This is a genomic window from Aestuariivita sp. (assembly GCF_049276915.1).
Taxonomy (GTDB): Bacteria; Pseudomonadota; Alphaproteobacteria; order Rhodobacterales; family Rhodobacteraceae; genus Aestuariivita.
Map to the genome: position 1 here is coordinate 23,610 of NZ_JBASXK010000072.1, position 23,089 is coordinate 46,698.

At 60.8% G+C, this 23,089-nt stretch carries 23 protein-coding genes; 17 read left to right on the top strand and 6 right to left on the bottom strand.

The window, feature by feature from the left end; all coding sequences use genetic code 11:
- The first annotated feature begins 1 nt into the window (after position 1).
- From WAO69_RS07180 to WAO69_RS07190, 3 genes are all read left to right on the top strand, one after another.
- Positions 2-388, top strand: coding sequence for an ExbD/TolR family protein (locus WAO69_RS07180; RefSeq protein ID WP_422177500.1), 387 nt, complete (start codon positions 2-4; stop codon positions 386-388).
- Complete coding sequence (locus tag WAO69_RS07185; protein ID WP_422177502.1) at positions 388-1,302, top strand: TonB family protein; 915 nt, start codon at positions 388-390, stop codon at positions 1,300-1,302. Before WAO69_RS07180 ends, WAO69_RS07185 begins: the two co-directional genes overlap by 1 nt.
- 64 nt (positions 1,303-1,366) lie before the next feature.
- Positions 1,367-1,591: a hypothetical protein gene (locus tag WAO69_RS07190; RefSeq protein WP_422177504.1), complete on the top strand. Its 225-nt coding sequence runs from the start codon at positions 1,367-1,369 to the stop codon at positions 1,589-1,591.
- Between the two features lie 12 nt (positions 1,592-1,603).
- Here WAO69_RS07190 and WAO69_RS07195 read toward each other — a convergent pair whose 3' ends face one another.
- Positions 1,604-1,819: a hypothetical protein gene (locus tag WAO69_RS07195; RefSeq protein ID WP_422177506.1), complete on the bottom strand. Its 216-nt coding sequence runs from the start codon at positions 1,817-1,819 to the stop codon at positions 1,604-1,606.
- Positions 1,820-2,080: 261 nt separating this feature from the next.
- Between WAO69_RS07195 and WAO69_RS07200 the strand changes: the two genes are divergently transcribed.
- Genes WAO69_RS07200 through WAO69_RS07215 form a run of 4 tightly spaced genes read left to right on the top strand, consistent with a single transcriptional unit; the run spans position 2,081 to position 4,264 of the window.
- Positions 2,081-2,944, top strand: coding sequence for an MBL fold metallo-hydrolase (locus WAO69_RS07200; protein ID WP_422177508.1), 864 nt, complete (start codon positions 2,081-2,083; stop codon positions 2,942-2,944).
- A 19-nt stretch (positions 2,945-2,963) separates the two neighbouring features.
- The gene (locus WAO69_RS07205) at positions 2,964-3,392 is read left to right on the top strand and encodes a YeeE/YedE family protein (protein WP_422177510.1); all 429 of its coding nucleotides are present in this window, start codon (positions 2,964-2,966) and stop codon (positions 3,390-3,392) included.
- Entirely contained in the window at positions 3,392-3,823 is a 432-nt protein-coding gene (locus WAO69_RS07210; protein ID WP_422177512.1) for a DUF6691 family protein, read from the top strand. The genes WAO69_RS07205 and WAO69_RS07210 overlap by 1 nt, the downstream gene beginning before the upstream one ends.
- Positions 3,824-3,832: 9 nt before the next feature.
- Positions 3,833-4,264: a TIGR01244 family sulfur transferase gene (locus WAO69_RS07215; protein WP_422177514.1), complete on the top strand. Its 432-nt coding sequence runs from the start codon at positions 3,833-3,835 to the stop codon at positions 4,262-4,264.
- Positions 4,265-4,309: 45 nt separating this feature from the next.
- Here WAO69_RS07215 and WAO69_RS07220 read toward each other — a convergent pair whose 3' ends face one another.
- The 5 genes from WAO69_RS07220 to WAO69_RS07240 form a co-directional block, all read right to left on the bottom strand.
- A complete protein-coding gene (locus WAO69_RS07220) occupies positions 4,310-5,458 on the bottom strand; it encodes a FliM/FliN family flagellar motor C-terminal domain-containing protein (RefSeq protein ID WP_422177516.1) in 1,149 nt (382 codons plus the stop codon).
- 103 nt (positions 5,459-5,561) lie between these two features.
- Entirely contained in the window at positions 5,562-8,240 is a 2,679-nt protein-coding gene (locus WAO69_RS07225; protein ID WP_422177518.1) for an ATP-binding protein, read from the bottom strand.
- Position 8,241: 1 nt separating this feature from the next.
- Positions 8,242-8,541, bottom strand: coding sequence for a hypothetical protein (locus WAO69_RS07230; protein ID WP_422177520.1), 300 nt, complete (start codon positions 8,539-8,541; stop codon positions 8,242-8,244).
- Positions 8,538-8,918: a response regulator transcription factor gene (locus WAO69_RS07235; protein ID WP_422177522.1), complete on the bottom strand. Its 381-nt coding sequence runs from the start codon at positions 8,916-8,918 to the stop codon at positions 8,538-8,540. The genes WAO69_RS07230 and WAO69_RS07235 overlap by 4 nt, the downstream gene beginning before the upstream one ends.
- Before the next feature lie 110 nt (positions 8,919-9,028).
- Positions 9,029-10,330, bottom strand: a complete 1,302-nt coding sequence (locus WAO69_RS07240) for a short-chain fatty acyl-CoA regulator family protein (RefSeq protein ID WP_422177524.1) — start codon at positions 10,328-10,330, stop codon at positions 9,029-9,031.
- A gap of 232 nt (positions 10,331-10,562) precedes the next feature.
- Here WAO69_RS07240 and WAO69_RS07245 point away from each other — a divergent pair, with 232 nt between their 5' ends.
- From WAO69_RS07245 to WAO69_RS07290, 10 genes are all read left to right on the top strand, one after another.
- The gene (locus tag WAO69_RS07245) at positions 10,563-11,927 is read left to right on the top strand and encodes a substrate-binding protein (RefSeq protein WP_422177670.1); all 1,365 of its coding nucleotides are present in this window, start codon (positions 10,563-10,565) and stop codon (positions 11,925-11,927) included.
- 99 nt (positions 11,928-12,026) lie between these two features.
- Positions 12,027-13,058, top strand: a complete 1,032-nt coding sequence (locus tag WAO69_RS07250; RefSeq protein WP_422177527.1) for a branched-chain amino acid ABC transporter permease — start codon at positions 12,027-12,029, stop codon at positions 13,056-13,058.
- 4 nt (positions 13,059-13,062) lie between these two features.
- Positions 13,063-14,262, top strand: a complete 1,200-nt coding sequence (locus tag WAO69_RS07255) for a branched-chain amino acid ABC transporter permease (protein ID WP_422177529.1) — start codon at positions 13,063-13,065, stop codon at positions 14,260-14,262.
- 10 nt (positions 14,263-14,272) lie between these two features.
- Positions 14,273-15,028 (top strand): ABC transporter ATP-binding protein, encoded by a 756-nt coding sequence (locus tag WAO69_RS07260; protein ID WP_422177531.1) that lies wholly within the window; start codon positions 14,273-14,275, stop codon positions 15,026-15,028.
- A 49-nt stretch (positions 15,029-15,077) separates the two neighbouring features.
- Complete coding sequence (locus WAO69_RS07265; protein WP_422177533.1) at positions 15,078-15,833, top strand: ABC transporter ATP-binding protein; 756 nt, start codon at positions 15,078-15,080, stop codon at positions 15,831-15,833.
- A 70-nt stretch (positions 15,834-15,903) separates the two neighbouring features.
- Positions 15,904-17,877 (top strand): CocE/NonD family hydrolase, encoded by a 1,974-nt coding sequence (locus WAO69_RS07270; RefSeq protein WP_422177535.1) that lies wholly within the window; start codon positions 15,904-15,906, stop codon positions 17,875-17,877.
- 120 nt (positions 17,878-17,997) lie between these two features.
- Positions 17,998-19,581: an ABC transporter substrate-binding protein gene (locus tag WAO69_RS07275; RefSeq protein WP_422177537.1), complete on the top strand. Its 1,584-nt coding sequence runs from the start codon at positions 17,998-18,000 to the stop codon at positions 19,579-19,581.
- A gap of 3 nt (positions 19,582-19,584) precedes the next feature.
- The gene (locus WAO69_RS07280) at positions 19,585-20,544 is read left to right on the top strand and encodes an ABC transporter permease (protein WP_422177539.1); all 960 of its coding nucleotides are present in this window, start codon (positions 19,585-19,587) and stop codon (positions 20,542-20,544) included.
- 15 nt (positions 20,545-20,559) lie between these two features.
- The gene (locus WAO69_RS07285) at positions 20,560-21,381 is read left to right on the top strand and encodes an ABC transporter permease (RefSeq protein ID WP_422177541.1); all 822 of its coding nucleotides are present in this window, start codon (positions 20,560-20,562) and stop codon (positions 21,379-21,381) included.
- Positions 21,378-23,015 (top strand): ABC transporter ATP-binding protein, encoded by a 1,638-nt coding sequence (locus WAO69_RS07290; RefSeq protein WP_422177543.1) that lies wholly within the window; start codon positions 21,378-21,380, stop codon positions 23,013-23,015. The genes WAO69_RS07285 and WAO69_RS07290 overlap by 4 nt, the downstream gene beginning before the upstream one ends.
- Positions 23,016-23,089: the final 74 nt, after the last annotated feature.

The following is a 23,089-nucleotide window of genomic DNA, read 5'->3' on the forward strand; positions in this document are numbered from 1 at the left end:
GATGAATTTCGCACCCGCACGCCCCGCACGCCGCCCAGCCGAAAACATCGTGCCAATGATCAACGTGGTTTTCCTGCTGCTGATCTTCTTTCTGATGACCGCGCAGATCACGGCATCCGTGCCGTTTGACGTCGTGCCACCTGCGTCGCAAAGCGATACCCGCGCTGATGGGGTGGCCACGCTGAATGTTTCGGCCGAAGGCGGGTTGTATTTTGCCGGGCAGTCCGATGAGGCGGTCTGGCCGCTGCTGTCGGCGCTTGAGCCGCAAACCGCGATCCTGATCCGCGCCGATGCGGCGTTTTCTGCCAGTGGGCTGACTGCTCTGATCAATCGACTGGCCGAATTGGGTGCGCAGAACATCTCGCTCGTGACCGAGGCAAGCGGGTGATGCGTCTGATCGAGGTGATCATATTCGTGTCGGTGGCCGCAGGAGTCCATGTGGGCATCTGGGCGGCATCGCCACAACCGGGAAGCGCCCCCCTGGGAGGCGACGGCGGAGAGGCGACGATCTCACTGGAGCCGGCCAGCGCCAATGTCGTCGAGATGGTCAGCACCTGGCAGCGCGCGCCCGCGCTTGTGCAGCAGATCACACCTGTCGCCCTGCCCGTCCCGCAGATCGAGGCACCGGCGCAGCATGCCGCCCTCACCCCGGTCCCCAAACCGGTCTTGCCGCAGCGCCCGGCCCTGCCCGAACAGGGCAGCCTGCCGCAGGTCGCTCCGCCCCCGCAGCCACCAAGCCCACCAAGCACGGCACTTGCGAAACCCGCCACGCCGCAACCGCCAGCCGATCCGCGGCCAATGGCGCGGGGTGACACGCCGCCTCAGGCTCCACAGCCCGTGCAGCCGACCCAGCCCGAACGTTTCGATACACCGCGCGCGGATACCGTGCCCCCTGCGCCGCGTCCGCCATCGCAGGCACAACCCAAGGCACAGGCCTCGGGCCAGCCGGTGCCCAAGGCCCCGAAGGGCAACAGTGCGCAGGGCCAGTCACAGACCGTGGCGCGCGGCGTGGCGGATACCTCGGCCTTGCAGGCCCAATGGGGTGCTCGCATCCAGCGCAAGGTGCATCGCAACCTGGTGTATCCAAGGGGCGTTTCAGAGAGCGGGACCGCGCGCGTGGCGCTGACGATCGATCAGAGCGGACGGTTACGCGAGCTGCGGCTGGTGCGCTCCTCCGGGGTTGCGGCTCTGGATGCGGCGGCTCTGGAGGCGGTGCGACGGGCGGGACGCTTTCCCAAGGCTCCCGACGCCTTGGATCAGATCAGCTATGACTTTACGTTGGGGCTGAACTTCAAGCCCTGAGGGCGGTCTTGCGTGCCCCAGTCCGATGGGCTAGGCGGACCGCGCAGTCTCAGGAGCGCGTGACATGATTTTCGAAGTGATCATATGGGCAGGAGCCGCGGTATCCATCATCGGGCTTGCCGGTCTGTTCTGGTCGATCATCCGCGTCGCACGCGCGCGCCGCGCGTTCGCAAATGATGATGAAGCCTTGCGGGCAGAGGTGCAAAAAGCGCTCCCTTTGAACCTGGGTGCGCTTTTCTTGTCGGTCATCGGTCTGATGATGGTCGTGGTCGGGATCTTCCTGGGCTGACGGGGTGCCCGATCAGACCGGCATATTGTCAAAGCGCGCCTCGATGGCTTCGTCAATGAGTTCCGAGTTCAGTTTCTTGAGGCGTCGCGGCACACGGATGCCGTCCGCTTCCAGATGAGCCAGAAATTTTTCCAGCCGCGGTTGCAGTGCAAGACGCGTCGAGGCGCTGGCACGCTCGATCTCCCACTCCAAAGACTCTGCCCGTGTTTTCCAATTGTTGATCGTCATGTCGTTCCCTCCCTTTGGCTGGGTAGAATTAAGCATGGGGGTGGGTGCCCGATAAGGTATCTCACGCGGCTGTGAACCGCTAAAGCCCACTCTGGGCAGTCTCTTGCTCAAAATTCAGGCAGTCATGCAGATTCCCCACAAGTTTAAGTCTATCGGAAAACTTCTGGCCATGACTTGATATGCATCAGGATAACCACAAGATGTCTTGCAACACATGCAAAAATTTCTATATATTTATAGACAAACCAAAGGAGACTTGGGATGACTCCGAACGTAACAGCCTTTTTCGATGACGCCACGAACACTGTCTCATATGTGGCGCGGGACCCCGAAGGACGGGCGGCGGCCATTATCGATTCCGTTCTGGATTTCGATCACGCCTCGGGGCGCACCAGTACGACATCCGCAGACAAGATCGTTGATTATGTCCGTGCAGAGGGTCTGAACGTCGAATGGATTCTGGAAACCCATGTCCATGCCGATCACCTGTCAGCCGCGCCCTATCTGCAAGAACAACTTGGCGGCAAGATCGGGATCGGCGATCAGATTACCGTGGTGCAGGACACGTTCGGCAAGGTCTTTAACGAAGGCACCGAATTTCAGCGCGACGGCTCGCAGTTTGACAGGCTGTTTCAGGACGGCGACAGCTTTCACATCGGCCAGATGCGCGCGGATGTCTATTCGACGCCCGGTCATACGCCGGCCTGCATGACCTTTGTTATCGGTGATGCCGCCTTCGTGGGCGATACGCTGTTCATGCCCGATTTCGGCACGGCGCGCTGCGATTTTCCCGGCGGCTCGTCGAGCGACCTTTACAATTCCATCCAGAAAATCCTGTCCCTGCCCGAGGACACACGGATTTTCGTCGGACATGACTACAAGGCACCGGGGCGGGATGATTACGCGTGGGAGACCACGGTGGGCGAACAGAAAGCCCTGAACGTGCACATCGGTCAGGGCCGCAAGATCGAAGACTTCGTGGCCATGCGTGACAAGCGCGATGCCACGCTGGGGATGCCGCGACTGATCCTGCCCTCGCTGCAGGTGAATATGCGCGCCGGGCACATGCCGCCGCCAGATGAGAGTGGCGCGGTGATGCTGAAAATTCCGGTAAACAAGCTGTAATCAAAAACGGAAAACGAAAATGGAACAGGATTGGATCATGGGTCTGATCGGCGGAGTGCTGATCGGACTGGGCGCAGCAACCTATTTGCTGGGCAACGGGCGCATCATGGGCGCAAGCGGAATCATCGGTGGGCTGATTGACGGATCGGGCCGCTCGACGGCGGTGGAGCGGTTGGTCTTTCTGGCCGGTCTGGTCGGGATGCCGGCCATTCTGATGCTGATGTCGGGTGCCGAAATCACAACCAATCTGACCAGCAACTGGGTCGTGGTTGCGATCGCCGGCCTTCTGGTGGGTGTGGGCACACGGATCGCCAATGGCTGCACCTCTGGCCACGGCGTTTGTGGCATCTCGCGGTTTTCACTGCGCGGCATCGTCGCCACGCTGGTCTATCTGTTGGCGGGCGGCGCAATGCTGGTCGTGATGCGCCATGTTGCGGGGATAATCTGATGCGTATTCTTATTGCACTTATCGCGGGCAGCCTCTTTGGGGCGGGTCTGTTTGTGTCCGGCATGACCGATACCACGAAGGTACTGGGCTGGCTGGATGTGTTCGGGGCCTGGGATCCGACCCTGGCCTTCGTGCTGGGTGGTGCAATCATCCCGATGGCGCTGGCCTGGCGGCTGACAACGGGACGCACCCCTCTGGCCGGTGGCATGTTTCCGCCCCCTGCCCCGGTCATGATCGACCGGAGACTGGTGCTGGGGTCGATCATCTTCGGTGCCGGATGGGGTCTGGCCGGGCTGTGCCCGGGACCGGCGATCGCCTCGCTCAGCTATGGCGGGGCCGGTGGTCTGATTTTCCTGGCGGCGATGCTTGCCGGCATGGGTGCCGCGCCGCGGGTCGGGAGCTATCTGGACAGCGCCCCCAACCCGGCGTAAATCTCGGCCATGGATATTCGTCAACTCACCCCCCGCTATTCCGTGTCGCCCCAGATTTCCCCTGAGGATATGGAGGCGATCGCGGCGGCCGGTTTCACCACGGTGATCTGCAATCGTCCCGATGAAGAGGTTCCGCCCAGCCATCAGGCCCAAGCCATTGGCGAAGCCGCCAAGGCCGCGGGTCTGACCTTTCAGGTGTTGCCGATCACGCATCAGTCGATGACGCCCCAGACCATAGCACAACAACGCGATATGCTTGCGGCCTCTGATGGGCCCGTGCTGGCCTATTGCGCATCCGGGACGCGCAGTTCGGTGATCTGGGCTCTGGGTGCTGCCGCAGAGATGTCGGTGGATGACGTGCTGGAGGCGACACGCCATGCCGGCTATGCGTTGGAAAACCTGCGCCCGACTCTGGAACAGGCCGCGCGTCAGGGTCTTTGACGCGCGTTTTCAGGACAACCCGGCATCATCTGTTCAAGTGGAACATCACGACTCCGGACTGGGGCTGTGAGCCGGTGTCGAGACGTGCCCGCCTGTCGGTTTGGGGTCTGATGGAGCGGCAAGATCCTCGGCCGTGAGGCCCGCAAGTTCCGTGATCTGATGAGCCGCTTCCGCGGCCGAAAGCGCGGCAAGGCTGTCGATACTCATGTCATCCGCCAGCCCCGCCAGATCCGAATGGCCCGCGTTCATCCCCGCGGCCATCATCGGATCCGGGGTCAGGGATGCGGTGATCCTTGGATCAAATGCCGCCTCACGCGTGTCATCGGGCACACGGGGTATGGGCCGCGGTGCCATTAACCGCAGTGCGCGGTGCCCATTCATCTGCCCCAACCGCCCGCGCGCGACCACACGGCCCGTCACAGAGATCAGCGTCGTCTCATCCAGCCGGTCCCGGGGCACCGGCAACGTGTCGCCCAGACGCAATCCATTGAGTGTGCTCACCGGCAAGCGAAACCGAGCCAGCACCGCGCGCACCTCGGTCGGGACATCCAGCATGGGGCTTTGCCCGGCGCGTTGCGCCGCATCGCGCTCAGTGTCACTTGGGTCCGCGTGATCCTCATCTGTGTCCGGCAAAACAAGCACGAGCTCGGCCTGATGGCGGCCCAGGGCGATATCCAGCGTCAGCCAGAATACCCGATATCGCCGCGCCCGCAGCGCCAGAAGCAGGCTGCGCACGTCCTCGCCCCGCGCGCCAAAGCGCAGCCCCTGAAAACAGTTCCCCCCACCCTCGCCTTCGACAAGATCGCGGGCCCGGCTGAGCATGCCTTCGATCAGGGGCGCACACATGGCCGCGTCGGTTTCGGTAAAGGCACGCGGGTCTGGTGCGCGCTCGGCGACCTGCCCCATGGTCTGCTGCTGGATCACCGAAGCAACCATGGATAGCTGCAGCGAAACCGCACCTGTCATGCCACCGGGGCAATCCAGCACGATCAGCAGATCATCATCCGACAGAATGCCCTCAAGATCATCGGGCAGCAGGCGTGACTGACGCCCGCCCACAACGCCCAGCGGCAGATCATGAAGATCGTCGCCCGCACGCGCCACCGACAAGCGCAAAGCACGCAGGGCGGTCATGGCACCGCCCTGTGCATTGCGTTGTGCGGCAGCCAGTTTGCGCTTGAGTATCGCAGTCACCTTGTTGTTGCCCTGCCTCACACCTTTAGATCTGCGCCGTTTGCGCATTGCATCCGGGCTCAGTTAAGCGATCAGTGGTTAAGAATGCCTCTACGGGTGCAGGTCACTGCGCCGCCAGCGCGCGTTCGGTAGGCAGGATCACGCGAAACGCGCCGCCGGAATGACCTTCAAGATATTGGATGTCTCCACCCAGCCGCTCAAGGATCTCGCGGCAGATCGCCAGGCCCAGCCCCGCACCGCCTGCCTTGTCGCCGCTCACGCGAGAGAACTTTTCAAACACCATGGCGCGGGCTTCGCGGGGAACACCACTGCCGTTGTCGATGAAATCCACGGCGATCCGGTCACCCAGTTGGCGCACGCGGATCGACAGTTCAGGATGGTTGGCATCGCAATATTTTCCGGCATTCGCGATCAGGTTGATAAAGACCTGCGCCAACCGATCCAGATCGGAATGGATCAACATCGTCTCATCTTCGCCGCGCCGATGTACGGTGATGCCGGGCGGCGCGCCCGCCAGAGCCGCCGAGACCGAGCGATCCAGAACCTCGCTCAGCGGCCCCGAGCGCAGGTTCAGATTGACCTGACCGCTTTCCAGAACGCTCAGATCCAGCAGGTCATCCAGAAGCCGCGTGAGGCGCAGCGCCTCATCATGGATCACACTGGCATAGCGCGCCTTTTCCTCGGCGCTCAGCCCCAGTTCGTCGCGCAAGATCTCGGAGAAGGCGCGGATCGAGGTCATGGGCGTGCGCAACTCATGGCTCACCTGACTGAGGAACGCGTCCTTTTGTACCGACAACTGGGTCAGCTTTTCATTGGCATAGCGCAGCTTGGCTGCGGTGCGGGTCAACTGGACGGATTTCTCTTCAAGCCGGTTCGAATACTCAAGCATTTGCGCGGATTCATCGGCCACCGCCATCAGATCCTGAACAGATACAGCCGACCGCCCCACGATCTGCGCCACCATCGCATGCGCCGTGGCGGTGCCCACAGAACCGCTCAACTCACGCTCAAGCGTCTCGACGAAGGCAGGGGTCGGTTCGGGCAATTGCCCGCCGGCACCCTGGCGTTGAGCTTCGCGCAGAAACAGGGTTTGAGCCTGTTCCGGGCCAAGGATCCGTTGGGACATGATCATCAGATCTTCGCTTTGCGCCACCGAACCGGTCCAGCCGCGCGGACCGAAAGAGTGATCGAAGACATTCACGAATTGCGCGCCCTGCAGGCGTTCAACCGGGCTGGGAAAGGTCATCATGGACACGGCCACGAAGGCGGCAGTGTTCAGGCTCAGGCTCCACATCACCGAATGTTCGATCGGATCAAGCCCGTTGATCCCGAACAGCGCCTGAGGCTTGAGCCATGCAATCCCGAAGGGGCCGTTCTGCATCACACTGGCCGGCAGTATCCCATCCGCACCGAACCCGGGCAGCAGCAGCGAATAGACCCAGATTGCAAAGCCCAGCGACAGCCCCGCCACCGCCCCTGCCCGCGTGGCACCACGCCAGTAAAGGCCGCCAACAAGGGCGGGCAGGATCTGCGCAATACCGGCAAAAGCGATCAGACCAATCGCCGCCAGCGCAGCACCACCGCCGGACAGACGGTAATACAGATAGCCAAGCAGCAGGATCACGACGATGGCGATCCTGCGGGAAAACAACACGACATGGCGCACATCCCCCGAGATCGACGCGCCCCGGCTCGCTTTGGTCGAAAGGTAAATGGGCATCACCAGATGGTTCGAAATCATGATCGACAAAGCCATTGCCGCCACGATCACCATGGAAGTGGCAGCAGAAAACCCACCCAGAAAAGCCAGCATAGCCAGCCCCGTCTCACCTTGGCTGAGCGGCAGGCTGAGGACGAACAGATCAGGGTTGGAGCCCGCGGGCATAATGTCCAGCCCGACCACCGCGATCGGGATGACAAAGAGGCTGATCAGCAGAAGATAGAGCGGAAAGGCCCAGGCCGCGACGCGCAGATGACGTTCGTCTTCGTTCTCGACCACCATGACCTGAAACATGCGCGGCAGGCAGACAATCGACGCAGCCGCAAGCAGCGTGATTGCCGTCCAGCGCCCGCCATCGATCTGCCATTGCCCCATTTCCGAGGCATCAATGCGCGAGAGCGTTTCCGTGACCCCTCCGGCCAGCCCCCAGACAACGAATGCGCCGACAGCAAGCAGCGCGATCAGCTTGACCACAGCCTCCAAGGCGACCGCAATCACCACGCCGTGGTGGCGCTCGTTGGCATCCAGATTGCGGGTTCCGAACAGGATCGCGAATGCGCCCAGACCGATGGCGGCCCAGAAGGCCCCGGTCTCGGCCGTTTTGCTGGCGTCTGCCTCGGCAAAGACAGTGAGCGAGAGCGCAATGGATTGCAATTGCAAGGCGATATAGGGCGTGACGCTGATCACGCAAAGAAGCGTCACGCCAATGGCCAGCAGGTTTGATTTGCCATAGCGCGATGAGAGCAGGTCAGCGATGGATGTCACGCGCTGGCTGCGCCCGATCCGCACCAGTTTGCGCAGTCCCCACCACCAGCCGATCATTACCAGCGTGGGCCCGATATAGATCGTCAGATACTCGAGCCCTGAGCGCGCAGCATAGCCGACCGCGCCGTAAAAGGTCCAACCGGTGCAATAGACAGACAGCGACAGCGTGTAGATCAAGGATGAGCGCAGCCATTGCGCCCTACCGACGGCGGCTGCGCGTTCGGCCAGAAACGCGACGATGAACAGAAGCGCAACATAACCCAAACAAATCGCGACAAGCTGATTGAGAGAGGCCATCTCAGTCCGTGTCCCCAGCCGAGTCCGGTGAGCGTGCGCCGCCCGGCCCCCAGCCGCGCGACTTGAGGCCAAAGACGAAGGCCAGCAGGATCAGCAACGCCCAGACCCCGAAGATATAGAGCACGGCCGTGGACATCGACACCGGCTCTCCGGCGGCGACCGGATCATCCGGCGTGGTCCAGAGCAGCGGGATGGCGAACAGCGCCACGCCCAGAACCGGCAAAAGCCGCGCGGCATCCATGATACGGCGGCGCCTGTAGGTTTCGCGCTCAAGAAAAACCGATGGGCGCGGCGCGCTCACCGCTCGTCCGCCTCGGCAAGAAGTTCGCGAACCGCCTCAAGGACTTCCGTGTTGGAAAAGGGTTTGGTCATGAAGCGGTTTGCACCCGCTTTTTCGGCCATATCGCGATCACGGGTCTGACCGCGTGCGGTCAGCATCAGGACCGGCAGGCCTTCGGTTGCAGGATTGCTGCGCAGATCGCGCAGGATATCCATGCCCGACCGTCCCGGCAACATCATGTCCAGCACCAGAAGATCCGGTGCCACCCGATTTACCTTTTCAACTGCGTCCGCCCCATTGGCATGGGTGTGGACGGACCAGCCATCGCGCGACAGCAAAAAGCGGATCGCTTCAATGATGTTCGGCTCATCTTCGATCAGCAAAACCTTACGGCTCATCAGCCGGTATCCCCCCTGTTTTGGCCCCTGTGCCGGTTCTCCCTCCGACAGGCCACGCCTGCACGCGGGGCGCAGACGTCCGATGATTTATCCCCAGTTTTCCGACTCTGTCAAAACTCTTCGCTCAGAACCGAGGGTTCACGCCGGGCCATGCAGTCGGCGCGCGGGCAGACCCGACAGGTGCTGCCCACCTCGGGCACGGTGACACCGACAGGTTGTGCAACCGGCACAATGAGCATTGTCGACAGATAAAGCGGGTCCGTCTCGAAGCCGGGTCTTGCACGGGAATGGGCCACGGCGAAACACTCGAAATGCGCCGTGTTGCGCCCGATCTGGGCGACCGTGCGGCGCAGCGGAACCTGTGGGCGATTGAGTGCCGAGAAGACCGGCCAAAGCGGACAGGACGCGCCAAATCGCGGCAGCGCAAAGCCGGTCACCTGCTTGCGAAACACGATACTGCCCGAGGCATCGCAGATCACCAGCCCCACTTCGCTGTCCAGCAGGTCTTCGGGTACGGCCGCGATGCGGCGAAAGATCATCTGCAAGGGCACATCAAACCGCAAGGCAAGCGCCGCGGGATCCAGCCCAAGGTCGCCAAGGGCCGCCCGCATCTCGGGCAGCGGCAGCGCAAGCGCGTCACTCGCATATTGCTCAAGGAAGCCGGTCGCGATACTGCGCGCAGCCTCCGTGGTGAGGCTGGTTTCGCCTCGCACTATCTCGGCCGGGCTGAGGCGGCTTTCCTCAAGCTCTTCGAAATGATGGGCGCGCTCTGCAAAGAATGCCTCGGCCTCTTCCTGCGGTGCGGCGCGACGATCCGGCGCGTCTTCGCTCTCGTCCAGATACTCGACCAGCAGCTTGGAGCTTTCGGCCAGGCGCAGGCTGTCTTCGTTGAGATTGCGGTGAAACCGCAGGCGCCACTCGGGCTCGATCTCGTCGTTATCGGCCAGAATTGCGGCGGTTGAGCGGATCGCGGTGGCGGTCGAGAGCACCTCATGCAGCGAGGCGGCCAGATTCGGATCATGGGCGAGCCGGTCCGATAGCGCCTCTACCGTCCGCTCAAGCGATGCAGTGCGCCGATGCGCGGCAGTCAGCAAAGCGGCCCAACCGGGAAACCGTCCGGCGAATTCATCGACGCGGTCCACTTCGGCCCCCGCGGCGTTGATATCCGCGGCGGCCTCTCGCAGGGCGGCGATCAATGCGGCCTCTGCGCCATCGGTCAGCAATGACGGCTCCACAGAAAGGGCCGCGGCGATATCAACCAGAAGCTTACCGCCGATTCTGCGCCGGTTGTGTTCGATCAGATTGAGGTAGGAAGCCGAGATACCGACCTGCCGGGCCAGATCCGCCTGCCTCAGACCAGTGATGGAGCGCCGCTCGCGGATGCGGCTTCCTGTCAAAATATCGCGTGCCATTATGCCAAGAGGCCTTTTGTCTGTCTTATCAACGCCTTTCTGCACTGCGGTGAAACTAAATTTACAATCCGCTGCAAAAGGCTTTTCAGTTATTTACAAAATAATCCAACCACACAAGGGGGTTATTGCGCAGTTTTCTGTCTCTTTGCGATAATGGATTTGCACAAATAGTGCCTGAATGCCGCGGACCGAGGAGCTGCGGCGTATTCGTTTCACGAATTGGGAGGATTTCATGACAAAATCGAACTTCACGCGTCGCGGGTTGCTGAAAACCGGCGCGATCGGCGGGATCGCACTTGCGACGCCAACAATCTTCACGGCAGGGCGCGCCAATGCCTTCACCAACGAGCCGACTGGCAGCACGGTCACGCTTGGCTTCAACGTCCCGCAGTCAGGCCCCTATGCGGACGAGGGCGCTGACCAGCTGCGCGCCTATGAGCTGGCGGTCGAGCACCTGAACGGCGAAGGCGACGGCGGCATGCTGAACACCTTCACGTCCAAAGCCCTGCAGGGCAATGGCATCATGGGCAAGAAAGTCCAGTACGTCACGGGCGACACGCAGACGAAATCCGACGCCGCACGCGCCTCCGCCAAATCCATGATCGAAAAAGACGGCGCGGTGATGATCACCGGCGGATCGTCCTCCGGTGTGGCCGTGGCGGTTCAGGCGCTCTGCCAGGAGGCCGGTGTGATCTTCATGGCAGGTCTGACCCACGCCAATGACACGACAGGAAAAGACAAGCGGGCCAATGGCTTCCGCCACTTCTTCAACTCCTATATGTCCGGTGCAGCACTCGCGCCCGTTCTGGTCAACAACTACGGTGCGGATCGCAAGGCCTATCACCTGACAGCAGACTACAACTGGGGCTACACCACCGAGGAAGCGGTACGCACCTCGACCGAAGCCCTCGGCTGGGAAACCGTCAACACGGTTCTGACGCCGCTGACACAGACCGACTTCTCCTCCTATATCGCACCTGTTCTGCAATCAGGCGCGGATGTGCTGGTTCTGAACCACTACGGCGGGAACATGGTCAACTCGCTGACCAACGCGGTGCAGTTCGGCCTGCGTGACAAGATGGTCAACGGCAAGCAGTTCGAGATCGTTGTGCCGCTCTACTCCGAGCTTATGGCGCGCGGTGCGGGTGCCAACGTGAAGGGTATCTTCGGATCTCAGAACTGGGACTGGAAACTCGAAAACCAGCTTGGCGCACGCTACACGGGCACCAATGCCTTCGTGCAGTCCTTCGGTACGAAATACGGCTTCCCGCCCAGCCAGGCCGCGCACACAGGCTATGTTCAGGCGCTGCTTTATGCGGATGCGGTCGAGCGTGCTGGATCGTTCAACCCCTGTGCGGTTGCCGAAGCGCTCAAGGACTTCGAGTTCGACGGCATGGGCAACGGCCCGACACTCTACCGCGGCGCTGACCACCAGTGCTTCAAGGATGTTGTCGTGGTGAAGGGCAAGGAAAACCCCGAAAACGAATTCGACCTCGTCGAAATCGTCGAAGTCACGCCAACAGAGCAAGTGACCTATGACCCCGATCACCCGCAGTTCGCAGGTGGTTCGCTGGGAACGTGCAACCCGGGCGCATAAGCCCCCTGTCACGCATCACCGGACGGCGACACCGCCGTCCGGCCTTCCCGTTTATCGGGCCCGTTTACCGGGCAAAAATCGCTTCATGAAGGTGGGACCATGGACGCAATACTCCTGCAAATCCTCAACGGCCTCGATAAAGGATCAGCCTATGCGCTGATCGCCCTTGGCCTGACATTGATTTTTGGCACGCTGGGTGTCGTGAACTTTGCCCACGGGGCCCTTTTCATGATCGGTGCCTTCTGTGCGGTATCGCTCAGCAAGATCCTGACTCTGAGCCATATCGTCATCGACGAGACGCAAAAAGACTTTCTGGGCAATCCGCTCAAGGTCGAAGTCCCCTATATCTATGACCTTTTCGGCAAAGCAACGGGCGATGTCATCATCGACTGGGCGGTCCCGCTGTCGATCATCTTTGCGATCCCCGTCATGGTGGGCATCGGTTTTGCCATGGAACGCGGGCTGATCAGGCACTTTTACAAACGCCCCCACGCCGACCAGATCCTCGTGACCTTTGGCCTTGCTATCGTCCTCCAGGAAATCATCAAATACTTCTACGGCGCAAATCCGATCCCGACACCGGCACCCGATGCCTTCCGCGGGTCGTTCGATTTTGGCACCCTGCTGGGCTTTGACCCCAATACCATCATCTATCCCTATTGGCGCCTTGTCTATTTCGCCTTCTCGGCGGTGATCATCGGTGCGGTCTTTGCCTTTCTTCAGTTCACGACCTTCGGCATGGTGGTGCGCGCAGGCATGGCGGACCGTGAAACGGTTGGCCTGCTGGGCATCAATATCGACAAGCGCTTCACCATCATGTTCGGCATCGCCGCCGCCGTCGCGGGGCTGGCGGGTGTCATGTATGCCCCCATCAACTCGCCGAATTATCACATGGGCATGGATTTTCTGGTGCTCAGCTTCGTGGTGGTCGTCGTGGGCGGCATGGGCTCGCTGGCCGGCGCTGTTCTGGCGGGGTTCCTTTTGGGTATTCTCGAAAGCTTCGCCTCGATGTCGGTCGTGCTGGAAACCCTGCCCGGCATCAACCAGATCATCATCTATCTGGTCGCAATCATCATCTTGCTCACCCGTCCGCGTGGCCTCATGGGTCGCAAGGGCGTGATGGAGGAATAATCACATGTTCGGACTCACCAAAAAGGACGGGATGTTGCTGCTGGTTGTTGCGGCGCTGACGATGCTCGCCCCCTTCATCCTCAACCCCTTCCCCGAAGGCTCGGCCATGGCGCAGTTCAACGCGGGCTACCCGGACCTGATGCAACGCTTCGTGATCTTCGGCATCTTCGCCATTGGCTTCAACATTCTCTTTGGTCTCACGGGCTACCTCAGCTTTGGTCACGCAGCTTTCCTCGGCGTGGGGTCCTATGCGGCGATCTGGATGATGAAGCTGCTGACGATGAATGTGATCCCGGCGATCATCATCTCGGTGCTGATCGCGGGCGTGTTCTCGCTGCTGGTGGGCTGGATTTCGCTGCGGCGGTCAGGCATCTATTTCTCCATCCTGACGCTGGCCTTTGCGCAGATGTCCTATTCGCTGGCCTATTCGGTACTCACGCCGATCACCGGTGGCGAAACCGGCCTGCAGCCAAAATACACCGATCCGCGTGTTCTGGATGCTGAACTGCCCGTTGGTCAGATGCCGCGCGCCAACCTCTTCGGGCTGGAAATGAATACGAACTACCAGTTGAGCATGGGAGACTGGGTATTCACCTTCAATGCGGGATATTACATCGCGGCTATCGTGATGCTTCTGGCCTTCTACCTGTCGATCCGCATTTTCCGCTCGCCCTTTGGCATGATGCTGCGGGCGATCAAGTCGAACCAGCAGCGGCTGAATTACACCGGGTTGAACTCTAAACCTTACACGCTCGCGGCTTTCGTGATTTCAGGCATGTATGCCGGTCTTGCAGGCGGACTTCTGGTGGCGATGGACACGCAGGTGGGCGCGGAGCGGATGTTCTGGACAGCCTCGGGAGAGGTGGTTCTGATGACCATTCTGGGCGGTGCCGGCACGCTGATCGGCCCGGTTCTGGGCGCGGGTTTCATCAAATACATGGAAAACATCGTCTCCAAGATCAACGAATCCGTACTGGAGCAATGGTTTGCCTTCATGCCTGACGGGATGACCGATTTCTTTGTCGCCATGGTCTACCCCTTCGTGGGCAAGGGCTGGCATCTCACGCTGGGACTGCTCTTCATGATGGTCGTGATCTTCCTGCCCGGTGGTCTGGTGCAGGGCGGCCAGAAGATCGCCGGCCTCTTCAAGAAACGCCAGCAGAGCAAGGACACGCCCAAGGGCAAAACCGAGCCTGCAGAGTAAGGAGAACGACATGGGAATTCTTGAAGTCAAGAACGTGGCCAAGCGCTTTGGCGGTCTCAAGGCGCTGGATAACGTGAACCTCTCGATTGCCGAGAACACGGTTCATGCGATCATCGGACCGAACGGTGCAGGCAAATCGACATTGCTGAACTGCTTTGTCGGCAAACTGATACCCGACACGGGATCGGTGATGTTTGATGGCCAGTCTGTCCTGGGGCGCTCACCGCATGAGATCAACCAGATGGGCATATCGCGCGTGTTCCAGACCCCTGAGATCTTTGGCGATCTCACGGTGATGGAAAACATGTTGATCCCGTGCTTTGCCAAGCGTGACGGAGCGTTCGAGCTGAATGCGATCACCTCGGTGACCTCGCAAAAGGACATCATCGCAAGCGCCGAGCATGTGCTGGAAGACATGAACATGGCCGACAAGCGCCATATGCATGCCGCTTCCCTCTCGCGCGGCGACAAACGCCGCCTTGAGATCGGCATGTGCCTCTCGCAGGAACCTCGGCTGTTGCTGCTGGATGAACCTACGGCCGGAATGGCGCGTGCAGATACCAACAACACCATCGACCTGCTCAAGGAAATCAAGGAAAAGCGCGATATCACCATCGCGATCATCGAACACGACATGCATGTGGTGTTCAGCCTTGCCGAGCGGATCACGGTGCTGGCGCAAGGCACACCATTGGTCGAAGACACGCCGGAAAACATCAAGGGACATCCGAAGGTGCGCGAAGCGTATCTTGGCGAAAGCGCATAAAGGTCGGCGGGGCACGCCTCGCCACGCCGCCTGAAAAAGGACAAACGACATGAACGTCAAACCCGAATTTTCCAAGAACGCCAATGCAGCCAGCACCGCCCCGGCCTTTCTTTCGGTCTGGGACATGCACAGCTATTACGGCGAAAGCTATATCGTGCAGGGCATCTCATTCAACGTGCACGAAGGTGAGATCCTTGCCCTTCTGGGACGAAACGGCGCGGGAAAGACATCGACACTGCGCTCGATTGCCCGGCTGGACAACCCGCAGGTCACCCATGGTGAGATCTGGCTGGACCACCAGCCGTTGCACAACATGAAAAGCTATGAGGCGGCATCGGTCGGCGTGGGCCTCGTGCCCGAAGATCGCCGCATAATCCAGGGCCTCACGGTTGAGGAGAACCTCAAACTGGCTCAGATTGCCCCGCCCATCGGCTGGTCTCTGGAACGGATCTATGACCTGTTCCCCCGCCTGGGCGAGCGCAAGAGCCAGGAAGGCACGACCCTGTCCGGTGGAGAGCAGCAGATGCTGTCGATCGCGCGGGCACTGGCGCGCGATATCAAGATGCTGTTGCTGGATGAACCCTATGAGGGTCTGGCTCCGGTGATCGTGGACGAGATCGAAAAGACGCTGATCCACATCAAGGAACAGGGCATCACAACGATCATCGTTGAACAGAACGCCGTGCGCGCGCTGGAACTGGCGGACCGTGCGGTAATCCTTGATACCGGCGGAATCGTTTTTGACGGCACGGCTGCCGAGGTTCTGGAAAACGCGCAACTGCGCGCTGAATATCTGGCGATCTGATCTGCGGCTCGCACACCAGCGAGCAAAGAACAGTTGACACAGGCGGACGCGCACGCTGATCGTGCGCGTCATGAAAAACACACTCCGCGATATCGAAGAATTGCCCGACATGGGGATCACCCTGTCGGACGGAACCCGCCTGTCTGCCCGTGTCTGGAGGCCCTTTGATGCCCTGGACGACCCGGTTCCGGCGATCCTTGAATACCTGCCCTATCGCAAGCGCGATGGCACCTGCGCGCGCGATGCGCTGACCCATCCGTGGTTTGCCAAGCGCGGCTATGCCTGCATCCGCGTCGACATTCGCGGCAACGGCGATAGCCATGGCGTCATGGAAGATGAATATTCCCAGCAAGAGCTGGATGACGGTGTCGAGGTGATCAACTGGCTGGCCGCGCAGCCCTGGTGCTCGGGCCGGGTGGGCATGATGGGCATTAGCTGGGGCGGCTTCAACGGTTTGCAGATTGCCGCGATGCAGCCGGATCCGCTGAGGGCAGTGATCACGCTGTGTTCCACCGTGGATCGGTTCGCAGATGACATCCATTACAAGGGCGGCTGCCTGCTGAATGAAAACCTGGGCTGGGGCGCGACGATGTGGTCCTATTCTTCCCGCGCGCCCGACCCTGCCCTGCGCCCTGACTGGCGCGAGATGTGGATCGAACGGCTGGAGGCAGAACCGTTTCTTCCCGCCATCTGGCTGCGTCATCAACACCGGGATGCCTACTGGCAGCACGGATCTGTCTGCGAGGATTTCTCGGCCATCAAGGCAAAGGTTCTGGCCATCGGCGGCTGGGGCGACGCCTATAAGAACGCCGTGCCGCAGATCGTTGACAACATCCCCGGAGCAAAGGGCATCACAGGCCCCTGGGTGCACAAATATCCCCATTTCGCCGTGCCCGAACCTCGTATCGGCTTTTTGCAGGAAGCGCTCAGATGGTGGGATCGGTGGTTGAAAGACGCCGATACCGGCGTCGAGAACGATCCAGATTACACGACCTATCTGATGGACGGCCTGCGCCCTGCCACCTGGTATGCGGATCGCCCCGGCCGCTGGATCAGCCAGAGCCCGGCTCCCGCGATGACACACACCCTTCATCTGGGGGCTGAGGGGCTCGGTGCTGCGACGCCGCTGGACAGGCTCATCGCCTCTCCTCAGGACGTCGGCGCGGACGCGGGCGAATACTGTGCGATATGGCTTGGACCCGAAATGCCCGGCGATCAACGCGCCGATGACGGCAAATCCGTCTGCTTTGACAGCGCGCCGCTGAGTGCAGACATGGCTATCGCGGGCGCGCCACGTATCACGCTCCAGCTGACATCAGACAAACCTCAGGGCCAGATCGCCGTCAGGCTCAGTCACATCCATCCCGACGGCGCATCGAGCCGCATCACCTATGGTGTTCTCAACCTGACGCATCGGGACAGCGCGTCGGATCCCCAACCATTGCCGGTGGGACAAACGGTGACGGTGACGCTGCCCCTCGATCACATCGCCTATCGCGTGCCCAAGGGCCATCGCCTGCGGATCGCGATCTCGAACGCCTATTGGCCAATGATCTGGCCCGCACCGGCCAGGGCCCAGCTGCGCCTGACGCAAGGTCATCTTGAACTGCCCTTGCACGCAGCGGACGCACAAGGCGCGCGCAGCTTTCCCCCGCCAGATGCCGAAACCCCTTGGCAGACCGAGGAACTGCGCGCCCAGACTCACATCAGACGAACCGAAACGGACCATGTCACCGGTGAAATCCATCTGATTATTGAGGATGATTTCGGCAAGGTCCGCGATGCCGATCATGGCATAGTCACAGGCAACATCGCTCGCGAACGCTGGAGCATTCACCCCGATGACCCCCTGTCAGCCAGGGGCAGTTGCCATTGGAGCGACGAAATCGAACGGGGGGACATACGCCTGCGCACCGAGACCCGATGCGAGATGTGGTCGGACGCAACCGAGTTTCATCTCAGTGCAACACTTCACGCCTATGAAAACGACAAACTCATCTATCACAGGCAGCTCACAGACCAGATCAGCCGCGATCAATTATGAAGTCGCGATCCGCCCAACTGCTATTTGCTCTTGCGGGATGGGGCCAAATGCGCAAACTTTGACTGGACAATCAATAAACACCGCGCTTGAGACGCGGGGCAACTTCAACGGGAGAATAGAATGAGCGATCAACTGAATTATCTTGCGCGCCGCGCAGCACTTGGCCTGATGAGCCGCCGCGAATTTGTCGGCCGCGCCATGGCACTGGGTGTGACGACTGTTGCGGCCAATGCAATGCTGGCCACGGCATCCCGCGCCGCAGGACCGCAAAAAGGCGGCACAATTCGGATCGGCCTGCAGGGCGGTGCAACGACAGACAGCCTCGACCCGGCCACTGCCGCCAACCAGGTTCCGCTGATGGTGGGACGCATGTGGGGCGAACCGCTGGTCGAATTGACCGATGATGGCGGAATCGAAGGCAAGGTGGCCGAAAGCGTCGAAGGCTCTGCCGACGCCAAGACCTGGCGCTTCAAGATCCGCAGCGGTATCACCTTTTCGAACGGTCAGACCGTCACCGCCGAGGACGCCAAGGCGACGATCGAACGTCATTCTGGCGAAGACACGAAATCCGGCGCCCTCGGCCTGCTGCGTGACATCGACACGCTGTCCACCGAAGGCGACACGCTGGTCGTGACGCTCAAGACCGGGAACGCCGACCTCCCCTACTTCATGGCGGATTACCACCTGTTGATCCAGCCGAACGGGGGCAAGGATGACCCCAATGCGGCCATCGGAACCGGCCCGTATATCCTGAAAGCCGTCGACATGGGCGTCCGCTTCGTGGCCGAGAAGAACCCGAACTACTGGGGCGATCTGGGCAACGCGGAAACCATCGAGATCATCGTGATCAACGACAACACCGCACGCGTGGCCGCGCTGCAATCCGGTCAGGTCGATATCATCGACCGCGTGCCGCCCCGTACCGCCGGATTGGTCAGCCGGGCCCCCGGTGTCTCCGTGCAATCCACGGCCGGTCCGGGCCACTACGTGTTCATCATGCACACGAACACGGCCCCCTTCGACAACAACGACCTGCGGCTTGCGCTCAAGTACGGCATCAACCGCCAGGAACTGGTCGACAAGATTCTCTTCGGCTATGGCTCCATCGGGAATGACACGCCGATCAACTCCTCCTACCCGTTGTATACGGAGTTCGAGCAGCGCGATTTCGATCCAGACAAGGCGAAGTTCCACTACGAAAAATCCGGTCACTCCGGCTCCATCCTGCTGCGCACCTCGGACAACTCCTTCCCGGGCGCACCGGATGCATCCGCCCTGTTCCAGCAGTCGCTGGCCAGCGCCGGTATCGAGCTCGAGATCAAGCGCGAGCCCAATGACGGCTACTGGTCCGAGGTCTGGAACGTGCAGCCCTTCTGCACGTCCTACTGGGGCGGCCGTCCGACACAGGACCAGATGTTCTCGACCGCATACCTGTCGACCGCGGACTGGAACGATACCAAGTTCAACAATGCGCAGTTCGACCAATTGCTCGTACAGGCGCGCGCTGAACTGGACCAAGCCACACGCAAGCAGATGTACGCCGACATGGGCACGATGCTGCGCGACGAAGGCGGCCTGATCTGCCCGATGTTCAACGACTTCATCGACGCCTACGGCGACAAGGTCGACGGATGGGTCGAAGGGGTCAACGGCTTTGCGCTGATGAACTCCTACGCCCCATTGCGTATGTGGGTGAAAGCCTGATCCGTGGGCCCGATTGCAAAACTTCTGGCCCAGCGAATATCGCTGGGCCTTCTTCTGCTTTTTTTCGTCTCGATCGTGATCTTCGTTGGCACCATGCTCTTGCCGGGCGACGTTGCACAACAGATCCTCGGACAATCCGCCACCCCCGAAGCCCTTGCCAACCTGCGGGCGGAATTGGGCGTGAACGATCCGCCGGTGACCCGCTATTTCAACTGGCTGGGTGGGCTTTTGACGGGTGATCTGGGCACTGCCCTGACCTCTGGCCAGTCGATCAACGAAGCCGTGGGCCGCCGGTTCGCCAACACGCTGTTTCTGGCAAGCTGCGCCGCCATCATCGCTGTGCCTCTGGCGATCTTCCTGGGCCTGCTGGCCGTGCGCTATCAGGAGCGCTGGCCCGACAAGATGATCTCGGCCTCTACGCTGACAACGATTTCGATGCCGGAATTCGTGCTGGGCTATATCCTGATGTTTATTCTGGGCGTCCAGCTGCGCTGGTTCTCGCCCACCGCCGTGGGGTTCCGGCCCGACGCTGACTTTTTCACACGGCTTGAATCCATCGCCCTGCCGGTGATCGTGCTGACGCTGGTGGTTCTGGCGCATATGATGCGCATGACCCGTGCGGCGATCCTGAACGTGATGCAATCAGCCTATATCGAAACCGCCGAACTGAAGGGGCTCAGCACGTTTTCGGTCATCCGCAAACACGCCTTTCCCAACGCCATCGCGCCGGTGGTAAACGTCGTGATGCTGAACCTGGCCTATCTGGTGGTCGGGGTTGTCGTCGTCGAGGTGGTGTTCGTCTATCCCGGCATGGGGCAGTACCTGGTCGACCATGTCACCAAACGCGATATCCCCGTGGTGCAGGCCTGCGGCATGATCTTCGCCGCGATTTATATCGGCCTGAACCTTGTGGCCGATGTGGTGTCGATCCTGACCAACCCGCGCCTGCGGCATCCGAAATAGGAAGGGAGAGATAGCATGTTCATTCGCATCCCCTTCGCTGCAATGCTGGGTCTGTTTTTCACCGCATTGTTCTTTCTGGTCGCGATCTTCGCGCCGCTGATTGCGCCGTATGGCTATGACGAAGTTGTTTCGAACGGGTTCTGGGAGCCGTCGACACCCGAGTTTCTGTTCGGCACGGACGGCATCGGGCGCGATCTGCTCAGCCGTATGATCTATGGCCTGCGCACGACGATCTGGATTGCCACGCTGGCGACGATCCTCAGCTTTACCACCGGGGCGATCTTAGGCTTTCTGGCGGCTGTGATGGGCGGCTGGGTCGATCAGGCGCTGTCGCGCTTTGTCGATCTGATCATGTCGATCCCGTCGCTGATCTTTGCGCTGGTGATCCTGTCGATCACCCCGATCACAATTGCCGTTCTGATCCTGGTAATGGGCTTTCTGGATGCCACACGTGTCTATCGTCTGGCGCGCGCGGTCGCGGTGGATATCAACGTGATGGATTACGTCGAAGCCGCCAAGCTGCGCGGCGAGGGTCGGGGCTGGATCATCTTCCGGGAAATCCTGCCCAACGCGCTGTCGCCGCTGGTCGCGGAAATGGGCCTGCGCTTTATCTTCATGGTGCTTTTCGTGTCGACCCTGTCTTTCCTGGGTCTGGGCATCCAGCCGCCGCAGGCGGATCTGGGTGGCATCGTGCGCGAGAATGCCGAAGGTCTGACCTATGGCATCGGCGCGGCCCTTTATCCGGCGATCACCATCGCTATCCTCGCCATCTCGGTGAACCTCGTGGCCGACTGGGTGCTCAGCCGGACCACATCGCTGAAAGGAGGCCGGGGATGAGCGAACCACTTCTGAAAGTCCGCGGTCTCAAGATCGGGGCGACCGTCTATCCACCCGGAGCAAAACCCCACGACATCGAGATCGTACATGGTGTGGATTTCGATCTTCTGCCAGGCAAGGTCCTGGGTCTGATCGGCGAATCCGGAGCGGGCAAGTCCACGATCGGACTGGCGTCCATGGCCTATGGCCGGGGCGGTGTGGAAATTACCGGTGGTGAAATCTGGGTGAATGGCCGCGATGTGCTCAAATCCAGCCTGCGTGATGTGCGTCGCTTGCGCGGTGCCGAGGTTACCTATGTCTCGCAATCGGCCGCAGCCAGCTTCAACCCGGCCAAGCAGATCATGGAACAGGTGACCGAGGCCGCAATCGGCCAGGGCAAGTTCTCAAGGAAGGACGCAGAAAACCGCGCCATCGAATTGTTCGGAAAACTTGGCCTGCCTGATCCTGAAAACATCGGCAAACGTTACCCTCACCAGGTGTCAGGGGGGCAGTTGCAACGCTGCATGACGGCGCTGGCCCTGTGTCCTGAACCCGATCTGGTGGTTTTTGACGAACCGACCACGGCGCTGGATGTGACCACCCAGATCGACGTCCTGGCCGCGATCAAGGACGCGATCCGCGACACGGGCGTGGCTGCGCTCTACATCACCCACGATCTGGCGGTTGTGGCCCAGGTCAGCGATGAAATCATGGTGCTGCGGATGGGCAACATGGTCGAATACGGCACCGTCGATCAGATCATCAATCATCCGCAGGAAGAATACCCACAAGCCCTGGTCTCGGTGCGCTCGATCGATCACCCCGAGAAAAAGCCCGCGGGCGAGCCTGTACTGAAATGCGAAAACATCACGGCGCGCTACAGGGGGACAGGGTTTGACGTGCTCCATGACGTCAATGTCGAGCTCTATCCCGGCCAGACCCTCGCCGTGGTCGGAGAATCTGGCTCGGGCAAATCCACCCTCGCACGGGTGATCACGGGGCTGCTGCCGCCACGCGATGGCAAGATCACCTTTGACGGGCGCGAACTGACCCCCGATCTGGCCTCCCGCCCGCGCGAAGATCTGCGCGAATTACAGATGATCTACCAGATGGCGGACACGGCCATGAACCCGCGCCAGACCGTGGGCACGATCATCGGACGTCCGCTCGAATTCTATTTCGATCTCAAAGGAGAGGCGAAACAAAAGCGCATTCAGGAATTGCTGGATGAGATTGAACTCGGGAAGGGCTTTCAGGACCGCTACCCCGCCGAACTTTCAGGCGGACAAAAGCAGCGCGTCTGCATTGCACGTGCGCTGGCGGCCAAACCAAAGATGATCATCTGTGACGAGGTCACCTCGGCGCTGGATCCGCTTGTGGCAGACGGCATCCTGAAACTGCTTTTGAACCTGCAAGAGATAGAGAATGTGGCCTATCTGTTCATCACCCATGACCTCGCAACAGTGCGCGCCATCGCCGATAGCATCGCGGTGATGTATCAGGGCCGCGTCCAGCGGTATGGCACCAAGACCGAGGTGCTGACGCCACCTTTTGACGACTATACCGACCTCCTGCTCAGTTCGGTCCCCGAGATGAAGCTGGGCTGGCTGGAAAACGTTCTGGCCAACCGCAAAATGGAAAGCGCCGGGAACTGATCCCGGCCTGCGGCCTCCCCCGCCGGTATTTTTCTGCAAGAAGAAGCAGTGGATGCGATCCTGTTTCTTTCTGG

Bases quoted from the DNA above. Each gene is read 5' to 3' on its own strand.
- WAO69_RS07180 (WP_422177500.1), top strand. From the start codon at position 2: ATGAATTTCGCACCCGCACGCCCCGCACGCCGCCCAGCCGAAAACATC.
- WAO69_RS07185 (WP_422177502.1), top strand. From the start codon at position 388: ATGCGTCTGATCGAGGTGATCATATTCGTGTCGGTGGCCGCAGGAGTC.
- WAO69_RS07190 (WP_422177504.1), top strand. From the start codon at position 1,367: ATGATTTTCGAAGTGATCATATGGGCAGGAGCCGCGGTATCCATCATC.
- WAO69_RS07195 (WP_422177506.1), bottom strand. From the start codon at position 1,819: ATGACGATCAACAATTGGAAAACACGGGCAGAGTCTTTGGAGTGGGAG.
- WAO69_RS07200 (WP_422177508.1), top strand. From the start codon at position 2,081: ATGACTCCGAACGTAACAGCCTTTTTCGATGACGCCACGAACACTGTC.
- WAO69_RS07205 (WP_422177510.1), top strand. From the start codon at position 2,964: ATGGAACAGGATTGGATCATGGGTCTGATCGGCGGAGTGCTGATCGGA.
- WAO69_RS07210 (WP_422177512.1), top strand. From the start codon at position 3,392: ATGCGTATTCTTATTGCACTTATCGCGGGCAGCCTCTTTGGGGCGGGT.
- WAO69_RS07215 (WP_422177514.1), top strand. From the start codon at position 3,833: ATGGATATTCGTCAACTCACCCCCCGCTATTCCGTGTCGCCCCAGATT.
- WAO69_RS07225 (WP_422177518.1), bottom strand. From the start codon at position 8,240: ATGGCCTCTCTCAATCAGCTTGTCGCGATTTGTTTGGGTTATGTTGCG.
- WAO69_RS07235 (WP_422177522.1), bottom strand. From the start codon at position 8,918: ATGAGCCGTAAGGTTTTGCTGATCGAAGATGAGCCGAACATCATTGAA.
- WAO69_RS07240 (WP_422177524.1), bottom strand. From the start codon at position 10,330: ATGGCACGCGATATTTTGACAGGAAGCCGCATCCGCGAGCGGCGCTCC.
- WAO69_RS07245 (WP_422177670.1), top strand. From the start codon at position 10,563: ATGACAAAATCGAACTTCACGCGTCGCGGGTTGCTGAAAACCGGCGCG.
- WAO69_RS07250 (WP_422177527.1), top strand. From the start codon at position 12,027: ATGGACGCAATACTCCTGCAAATCCTCAACGGCCTCGATAAAGGATCA.
- WAO69_RS07255 (WP_422177529.1), top strand. From the start codon at position 13,063: ATGTTCGGACTCACCAAAAAGGACGGGATGTTGCTGCTGGTTGTTGCG.
- WAO69_RS07260 (WP_422177531.1), top strand. From the start codon at position 14,273: ATGGGAATTCTTGAAGTCAAGAACGTGGCCAAGCGCTTTGGCGGTCTC.
- WAO69_RS07265 (WP_422177533.1), top strand. From the start codon at position 15,078: ATGAACGTCAAACCCGAATTTTCCAAGAACGCCAATGCAGCCAGCACC.
- WAO69_RS07270 (WP_422177535.1), top strand. From the start codon at position 15,904: ATGAAAAACACACTCCGCGATATCGAAGAATTGCCCGACATGGGGATC.
- WAO69_RS07275 (WP_422177537.1), top strand. From the start codon at position 17,998: ATGAGCGATCAACTGAATTATCTTGCGCGCCGCGCAGCACTTGGCCTG.
- WAO69_RS07285 (WP_422177541.1), top strand. From the start codon at position 20,560: ATGTTCATTCGCATCCCCTTCGCTGCAATGCTGGGTCTGTTTTTCACC.
- WAO69_RS07290 (WP_422177543.1), top strand. From the start codon at position 21,378: ATGAGCGAACCACTTCTGAAAGTCCGCGGTCTCAAGATCGGGGCGACC.